7 protein-coding genes are annotated in these 6,093 nt (G+C 54.0%); 6 read left to right on the forward strand and 1 reads right to left on the reverse strand.

Going from position 1 to position 6,093, the window contains the following annotated elements; all coding sequences use genetic code 11:
• Positions 1–91: 91 nt before the first annotated feature.
• The 3 genes from JF44_RS0111480 to JF44_RS0111490 all read left to right on the forward strand — a co-directional run bounded on the left by JF44_RS0111480 (position 92) and on the right by JF44_RS0111490 (position 2,348).
• Positions 92–316, forward strand: a complete 225-nt coding sequence (locus JF44_RS0111480) for a formate dehydrogenase subunit delta (RefSeq protein ID WP_033069142.1) — start codon at positions 92–94, stop codon at positions 314–316.
• Positions 313–1,134: a formate dehydrogenase accessory sulfurtransferase FdhD gene (gene fdhD / locus JF44_RS0111485; RefSeq protein WP_033069143.1), complete on the forward strand. Its 822-nt coding sequence runs from the start codon at positions 313–315 to the stop codon at positions 1,132–1,134. The genes JF44_RS0111480 and fdhD overlap by 4 nt, the downstream gene beginning before the upstream one ends.
• Positions 1,135–1,436: 302 nt before the next feature.
• Positions 1,437–2,348: a dihydrodipicolinate synthase family protein gene (locus JF44_RS0111490; RefSeq protein ID WP_033069150.1), complete on the forward strand. Its 912-nt coding sequence runs from the start codon at positions 1,437–1,439 to the stop codon at positions 2,346–2,348.
• A 12-nt stretch (positions 2,349–2,360) separates the two neighbouring features.
• On the opposite strand, the gene JF44_RS0111495 is transcribed toward JF44_RS0111490, so the two are convergent.
• On the reverse strand, positions 2,361–3,071 hold the full coding sequence (locus tag JF44_RS0111495) for a GntR family transcriptional regulator (protein ID WP_052065802.1): 711 nt from the start codon (positions 3,069–3,071) through the stop codon (positions 2,361–2,363).
• 229 nt (positions 3,072–3,300) lie between these two features.
• Here JF44_RS0111495 and araD point away from each other — a divergent pair, with 229 nt between their 5' ends.
• From araD to JF44_RS0111510, 3 genes are all read left to right on the forward strand, one after another.
• Complete coding sequence (gene araD / locus JF44_RS0111500; RefSeq protein WP_033069144.1) at positions 3,301–5,034, forward strand: L-arabinonate dehydratase; 1,734 nt, start codon at positions 3,301–3,303, stop codon at positions 5,032–5,034.
• A gap of 9 nt (positions 5,035–5,043) precedes the next feature.
• Positions 5,044–5,763, forward strand: coding sequence for a ribonuclease activity regulator RraA (locus tag JF44_RS0111505; RefSeq protein ID WP_033069145.1), 720 nt, complete (start codon positions 5,044–5,046; stop codon positions 5,761–5,763).
• A gap of 71 nt (positions 5,764–5,834) precedes the next feature.
• The coding region (locus JF44_RS0111510) for an aldehyde dehydrogenase family protein (RefSeq protein ID WP_033069146.1) at positions 5,835–6,093 on the forward strand (259 nt) is incomplete at its 3' end.

The raw sequence follows: 6,093 nt of genomic DNA on the forward strand, positions 1-6,093 counted from the left end.
ATAACGAGCCAGACATTGTGCTATACTCCCTTGGCATGATGTCTGGCTCGTCCTGTTTTCCTTGAAGTTTTCAGCCAAAGAGTGAACCGCAATGGCACCTGACAAACTTGTCTATATGGCCAATCAGATCGCAACCTTTTTCAAATCCCAGCCCGATAATGAGGGCGTTAAAGGTGTTGCCAACCATATCAGCGACTTCTGGGAGCCACGCATGCGCAAGCAACTGTTTGACATGATCGCTAAGGGCAATGGTGATTTTCATCCCTTGGTGCTTAAGGCCGCGCCGATGATCCGCAAGGTCAAGGAAACGGCATGACGGCCAAGCCATCTGAAAATCGCATTCTGGACGGGCGTGATGTTGATCTTGAAAATGCTCGCGCTCGCGCGGTGTCAGGCGATGATGGCAATGTAGATGCCCCTATCATGCTGCAACCGGAAGTTCCGGCTGCCTTGACGTTTAATGGTCATTCCCATGCGGTGATGATGGTGTCGCCCCATGATCTTGAAGATTTCATGGTGGGCTTTGCCCTGTCCGAGGGGATTGCCGATGACATTTCCCAGATCACCTTGCGGGATGTGCGCAAAACCCTGCAGGGCTATGTGATAGAGGCCGACCTGCATGAAGATGTCTTTGATCGCCTTGCTGATCGTCAGCGTACGCTTGAAGGCCGTTCTGGTTGCGGGCTTTGCGGCGTGCAATCCCTTGAGGCGGTTGCGATGGACAAGATCGGTAAAGTGACACCGTCAAACATGGCCCAGGACGTGGTTCTTGGTGCAATTGATGCATTGCCCGATTATCAGACCCGCAATCGCGAAGGGGGTGGGTTGCTCCACGCTAGCGCCTTTGTCGATGTTAGCGGTAACATCAAGCAGGTCCGCGAAGATATCGGCCGACATAATGCCCTTGATAAGGTGCTTGGCGCTGTTGCGCGACAGGGGCTTGATACAGCGGGTGGCTTCATCCTGATGACCAGCCGTTGTTCCTATGAGATCGTCACCAAAACCGTGCAATGCGGAGTTGGCGGGCTTGTGACCATTTCCGGTCCGACCTTGACGGCAGTGAACCTTGCCCGACAATCGGGGCTGACACTGATCTGTCGGGAACGGCGCGGCCTGTTTCGCCGGTTCGCCTGATTTTCCGGGTTCTTCGTATGCCGCCAATCGCTTGCCAGCTTATTGATCAGGCTGGTGACACAGCACATCCTTGCTTGTTTTCAAACTTGTAAATTTTATATGGGGGCATCAAAATTTGATGCCGACATGTTCGGTTCTTTGTTGCGCGTAAGCACGGCAGATAAAGTGCGTTGCCATCTGCGATCTAACTTGTTATTCAAGATGTAAGTAAAAATTACAAGATGCATCGTGCGGTCAGAAGGTCCATCAGGATCACTGTTCTTGTGTGTCTGGCTGGTGATGCAACAAAGAAGCAGGAAACCATGGCATTATCAAAATCCGAATTGCGCGACGTTCTTGCCGGAATTTCCGGCATTCTGGTGACGCCTTATGATGATCAGGGCGAGATTGCGCCAGCAAAGCTCAAACCTATTCTCGATCGTGCTTTGCAGGCCGGGGTTCATTTCCCGGTCGTGAACGGCAATACGGGTGAATTTTATGCGCTGACAACGGATGAAGCGATCACGATGGCAAAGTCGGTTGCCGAGATGCTTGACGGTCGCGCACCACTTTTGGCCGGGATCGGGCGCGGGGTGCGGGATGCTTGTGCACTGGCAAAGGCATCTGCCGATGCCGGTGCCGAAGCCCTGATGATCCATCAGCCGCCAGACCCGTTTGTCGCCCCGCGCGGTGTTGTTGATTACATCAAACGGATTGCCGATGCCTCCGGTGGGCTGCCGATGATGCTGTATCTGCGCAATGATGCCATCGGGACCAAGGCCATTGCCGATTTGTGTGCCATCGAAGGTGTGGCAGGGGTTAAATGGGCAACGCCGAATGCGATGAAACTGTCTGAGGCGATCAATGCCTGTGACCCCGACATCGTTTGGGTTGGGGGCTTGGCCGAGACCTGGGCTCCGGCATTTTATGCGGTGGGGGCGCGTGGCTTTACATCGGGTCTGATCAATGTCTGGCCGGAACGTTCCATGGCCATTCATGCGGCTCTTGAGGCCGGGGATTATGCCAAGGCCCGTCACCTGATTGCTGAAATGCGGGCCTTTGAAGATGTCCGGGCCGAGGAAATGAACGGCACGAATGTGACCGGGGTAAAGTCAGCGCTTCAGTTGCAGGGCAATGATTGCGGTGCCACCCGTCCGCCATCTGCATGGCCGTTGACGGATGCGCAGCACCAAAAGCTTAAGAGCTTCATGCGCGACAACGGGCTTTTGGGTTGATCTGGATCGGAATCAGAAGAACGAGGGGTTTCGTTCGCGAATATCGTCAACCGTGGCAAGCGTGCCCATGAGATGTTCGCGGACGACCTCGCAAGCGGTGTCGGCATCCCCTGCATCAATCGCAGCAAGGATCCGGGTGTGGCAATCAAGAATGGAAGACGACTTGCCGGGATCGGGCAGATTGAGTTTCCGCAAACGGTCAATGTGCCCGGATCGCGCTTTTACGACCGCAAACAGATTGGGCACGCCAGCGGCTTCATACAGGGCGTAATGAAAGTCAAAGTCGAGCCGGCTAAAGCTGTCGAGGTCGTTTGCCTCAGACACTGCCGTTTGTTGCGCAAGAATGGAGTGTGCTTTTGTGATTAGGGCAGGATCATTTGCATTGGCCAGACGACGGGTAATCTCAAGTTCCAGAGACAGCCGCAGGAATTGGGTTTCAAGTGCATGTTCGACATTTATCCGCGAAACCTCGGTCTTGGATTGCGGGAAGGTATCAATCAATCCTTCTTCTTCAAGCTTGAGCAGGGCATCGCGCACCGGGGTCTGGCTTACGCCATACTCTTCGGCGATCTCAATGCGCGACAGATACTGTCCGGGTTCAAGTTCCAGATCGATGATGCGTTTGCGCATGGAATCATGGAGTTGCGCGCTGGCAGATCCACGCTTGAGTTTCGTGATGCTCTTTTTGCTGATCGCAGGTTCGCTGGGTAGATGTTCGATCATGCTGTTCCCGCCGTTTTTGTCTTGCCGCTCAAAATATATACAGGTGCCTTGTGTTCTGTGAACTAATATATTACTATATCACATAGAAAAAAGAGAAAAGCTTTCTGTGTGTAATTCCGACAAGGCAGGGCTTCACGGTCGTCAGAGTTTGCTGGCGTACGGGGATCTGCCGAATTGATTTTTGCCATTTTCGCCATCTGGTTGCTTTTACATTCCGAGGAATAAGACAATGACCAAGAAACAGCCTCAGGACCTTAGATCGGCACGTTGGTTTGCCCCGGATGATCTCCGGTCTTTCGGGCACCGTTCCCGCATGATGCAGCTTGGGTATTCAGAAGACGATTTTCGCGACAAGCCGATTATCGGTGTTCTCAATACCTGGTCTGAGCTGAATTCCTGTCACAGCCACTTCCGCGAACGTGTCGTGGATGTGAAGCGCGGTGTTGCCCAGGCAGGCGGCTTTGCCGTCGAATTGCCGTCGCTTTCGGTGGATGAAAGTTTCACCAAGCCGACCTCCATGCTGTATCGCAACTTGCTTGCGATGGAAGTCGAAGAAAACATCCGCAGCCACCCGCTTGATGGTGTTGTGCTGATGGGCGGGTGCGACAAAACCACCCCGGGTCTGGTGATGGGGGCAATTTCGGCAGGTGTGCCGTTGATTTATCTGCCAGCGGGGCCGATGCTGCGCGGTAATTATGCAGGCAAGATCCTTGGGTCGGGTTCGGATGCCTGGAAATACTGGGACGAACGTCGGGCCGGAAACATCAGCGACGATGAATGGCTTGGCATTCAGGGTGGTATCGCCCGCTCTGCCGGGACCTGCATGACCATGGGGACGGCATCGACCATGACCGCGATTGCAGATTCTATGGGCCTTACACTTCCGGGCGCATCGTCCATCCCTGCTGTTGATAGCGGTCATCAGCGCATGTCAGCTGATTGCGGGCGCCGGATTGTTGATATGGTGTGGGAAGATCTGACACCTGAAAAGATCATCACGGATGCGTCGTGCCGTAATGCAGCGATCGTGGCGATGGCAACGGGGTGTTCGACCAATGCGGTGGTCCATCTGATTGCCATGGCACGCCGTGCAGGCGTTGACCTTAAGCTTGAAGACCTTGACGAACTTGGCCGCAATACGCCGCTGATTGCCAATGTGCGCCCGTCCGGCAAGGACTATCTGATGGAAGACTTCTATTTTGCCGGGGGGCTTCGTGCCTTGATGAAGCAGATGGAAGACCGTCTTGATACGACGTGTATGACGGTGACCGGCAAGACGCTTGGTGAAAACCTTGAAGGGGCTGAGGTCTTTAATGATGATGTCATCCGCCCGCTTGATAATCCGGTTTACAAGGAAGGCTCGCTTGCGGTTCTCAAGGGCAATCTGTGCCCGACCGGGGCCGTGATCAAGCCTGCGGCCTGTGATCCGAAGTTCCACGTCCATGAAGGCCCGGCGCTTGTTTTTGACAGCTATCCGGAAATGAAAAAGGCCGTTGATGACGAGAACCTGGAAATCACGCCAGATCATGTGATGGTTCTGCGAAATGCCGGGCCACAAGGCGGGCCAGGCTTCCCGGAATGGGGCATGCTGCCAATTCCCAAGGCGCTGATCAAGCAGGGACATCGCGACATGTTGCGCATTTCTGATGCCCGCATGTCGGGCACATCATATGGCGCATGTGTTTTGCACGTTAGTCCGGAAAGCTATGTCGGTGGGCCGCTGGCTCTTTTGAAAACCGGCGATATTGTGCGGCTTGATCTTCCAAATCGTTCGCTTGATATGTTGGTTTCCGACCAAGAGCTTGAAGAACGCCGCAAGGCACTTACCCCGCCAGAACCGCGTTTTGAACGCGGCTATGGTTATATGTTCTCCCGCCACGTGACGCAGGCCGACCAAGGCTGTGATTTCGATTTCCTTGAAACCGGTTTCGGCAGAGCTGCCGGCGAACCTGATATCTTCTAAGGGCCTGTTATGACTGAATTCGTATTGTCCGAAAATACCCGTGAGAAGCTGTTGCGTGCTTCTACGGCATCCATTGCGACCCAGCTTTATAAACGTGGTCTGCGCAACCAGTTCATTCAGGGGGTTGTGCCTGTTTCCGCCAAGAAGAAAAATATGGTTGGACAGGCGTTTACCCTGCGCTACATCCCCGCACGCGAAGACCGCAACTCGCTTGAGGTGTTTCGCAATGCTGACCATCCGCAACGTGTAGCTGTTGAAACCTGCCCGCCGGGCCATGTATTGGTTATGGATGGTCGCAAGGATGCATCTGCGGCATCTGCCGGTTCCATTCTGGTGACGCGTTTGGCTGTTCGCGGTGCCGCCGGGATTGTTTCTGATGCCGGTTTTCGTGATGCTGAAGGTATCGGCGAACTTGATATGCCAGCATATTTCGCAGGCCCGTCAGCGCCAACCAACCTGACCAAGCACGAGGCACTTGATATCAATGTTCCGATTGCTTGCGGTGACGTTGCCGTTTTCCCGGGGGATGTGCTTGTTGGTGATGCGGATGGCGTGATGGTTATTCCGGCGCATCTTGCTGATGAGATTGCAGATGCCTGTGCGGGCATGGAAAATTACGAAGCCTTTGTCCTTGAGCAGGTCAAGGATGGTGCGAGTATCATCGGACTATATCCTTGCACCAAAGACGAGAATCAGAAAAAGTATGAGGAATGGCTCGCAAAACGCTGACGCAGTGATAGTCTGTGATTATCGCATGCTCAGTTTCATTACTTCCCCATGAGTCCTAGAGGATTGATTAAATGTCTTATACGCTGACAGGAAAACATCTTATTGCCGGTGACTGGGTCGCCGGTGATGCGACGTTCCAGTCTGAGCCGGCCCACGGCCCGGCCAATACCTTCCCGGTCGGGACGCCCGCGCTTGTCGATCAGGCCGCCAAGGCTGCCGAAGAAGCGTTTTGGTCGTTTGGTTATTCATCGCGCGAAGACCGTGCGAAGCTGATCAACACCATTGCCGATGAAATCGATGCGCGTGGTGATGAAATCACCGAAATCGGAA

This window comes from Thalassospira australica (assembly GCF_000763295.1).
Taxonomy (GTDB): Bacteria; Pseudomonadota; Alphaproteobacteria; order Rhodospirillales; family Thalassospiraceae; genus Thalassospira; species Thalassospira australica.

Excerpts from the sequence above, each read along its gene's own strand:
- JF44_RS0111480 (WP_033069142.1), top strand. The coding sequence starts at position 92 with ATGGCACCTGACAAACTTGTCTATATGGCCAATCAGATCGCAACCTTT.
- fdhD (WP_033069143.1), top strand. The coding sequence starts at position 313 with ATGACGGCCAAGCCATCTGAAAATCGCATTCTGGACGGGCGTGATGTT.
- JF44_RS0111490 (WP_033069150.1), top strand. The coding sequence starts at position 1,437 with ATGGCATTATCAAAATCCGAATTGCGCGACGTTCTTGCCGGAATTTCC.
- JF44_RS0111495 (WP_052065802.1), bottom strand. The coding sequence starts at position 3,071 with ATGATCGAACATCTACCCAGCGAACCTGCGATCAGCAAAAAGAGCATC.
- araD (WP_033069144.1), top strand. The coding sequence starts at position 3,301 with ATGACCAAGAAACAGCCTCAGGACCTTAGATCGGCACGTTGGTTTGCC.
- JF44_RS0111505 (WP_033069145.1), top strand. The coding sequence starts at position 5,044 with ATGACTGAATTCGTATTGTCCGAAAATACCCGTGAGAAGCTGTTGCGT.